Source organism: Yinghuangia soli, from assembly GCF_021502675.1.
Lineage (GTDB): Bacteria > Actinomycetota > Actinomycetes > Streptomycetales > Streptomycetaceae > Yinghuangia > Yinghuangia soli.
This window is the reverse complement of sequence record NZ_JAKFHA010000084.1, coordinates 1-1448: the sequence shown is the minus strand read 5'-3', so window position 1 is coordinate 1448 and position 1448 is coordinate 1. Positions and strand designations below refer to the sequence as shown.

Genomic DNA, 1448 nt, shown 5'->3' with positions numbered 1-1448 from the left:
CGGTCCTACGTTGTTGTGTGGGTTGATCATGGCCAGTCGTATGGTCATGGGGCCCAGAGACACCGGGTGTGGCTTTCAGTCGGTTGCCCTCGATGGTTCAGATCACCTGGCCGCCCGGTGTCTCACGACGACTCGGCCGCTGATTAGGAGTTGCGGGCCCTTTCGGGGGATCGCTGAGTAGGACCACGCCGGCGAGGTCGTCCGGACGAAGAGTGCATGTCGAACGACCGGAGGAACACGTGGCCCGGATCTGGGCGGGGACGGACATCGGCAAGACCCACCACCACTGCGTGGTGGTGGACGCCGACGGCGGACGGCTGCTCTCGCGCCGGATCGCCAACGACGAGCCGGAACTGCTCGTGCTGATGGCGGACGTGCTCGCGCTCGGCGACGAGGTGGTGTGGGCGGTCGACGTCGCCGACGGCATGGGGGCGCTGTGGGTCAACGTGCTGCTCAACCACGGCCAGCACCTCGTCTACATACCCGGACTCGCGGTCAACCGTGCCGCGGCCGGCTACCGCGGCACGGGCAAGACCGACACGAAGGACGCGACCGTCATCGCCGACCAGGCCCGCATGCGCCGCGACCTGACGGTGCTGCGACCGGACGACGAGCATGCCGTCGAGTTGCGGATCCTCACCGGCCGGCGAGCGGACCTGAGCGCGGACCGCACCCGCCGGATCAACCGTTTGCGCGGTCAACTCACCGGCATTTTCCCCGCGTTGGAGCGGGCCCTCGACCTGGACAACCAGGGGCCCCTGATCCTGCTGACCGGCTACCAGACGCCCGCCGCGCTGCGGCGCGTCGGCCGCACCCGACTGACGACCTGGCTGCGCAACCGCAAGGTCCGCGGCGCCGAAGCGCTCGCCGCGGCGGCCGTGGAGGCCGCCGAGCGCCAGCACACCGCCCTCCCCGGGGAGAGGATCGCCGCGCAGGTGGTCCACACCCTGGCCAAGGAGGTGATGGGCCTCAACGAGCAGATCGCCGAGATCGACAAGCTCATTGCGGCCCGGTTTCGCGACCACGAACTCGCCGAGGTGATCTCCAGCATGCCCGGTATCGGCCCGCTCCTCGGCGCCGAGTTCCTCGCCGCCACCGCCGGCGACATGACCCGGTACGGCACCGCCGACCGGCTCGCCAGCCTCGCGGGCGTGGCTCCCGTGCCCCGAGACTCGGGCAACGTGCACGGCAATCTGCACCGGCCCCGGCGCTATCACCGCGGCCTCCAACGCGTCTTCTACACCTCCGCGCTGATCAGCATCCGCTGCTGCGAGGCGTCCCGCCGCTTCTACGAGCGCAAACGCGCCGAAGGCAAACGCCACACCCAGGCCGTGCTCGCTCTGGCCCGCCGACGCGTGAACGTCCTGTGGGCCCTCATCCGTGACGGACGGTGCTACCAACACGAACTCCCGGTCACATCAGCGGGTTGACAACAGCATTAGGAGGTG

1 protein-coding gene is annotated in these 1448 nt (G+C 69.5%); it reads left to right on the top strand.

The annotated features are described in order from the left end of the window. Positions 1-239 precede the first annotated feature (239 nt). Entirely contained in the window at positions 240-1430 is a 1191-nt protein-coding gene (locus LZ495_RS43615; RefSeq protein ID WP_235058862.1) for an IS110 family RNA-guided transposase, read from the top strand. Positions 1431-1448: the final 18 nt, after the last annotated feature.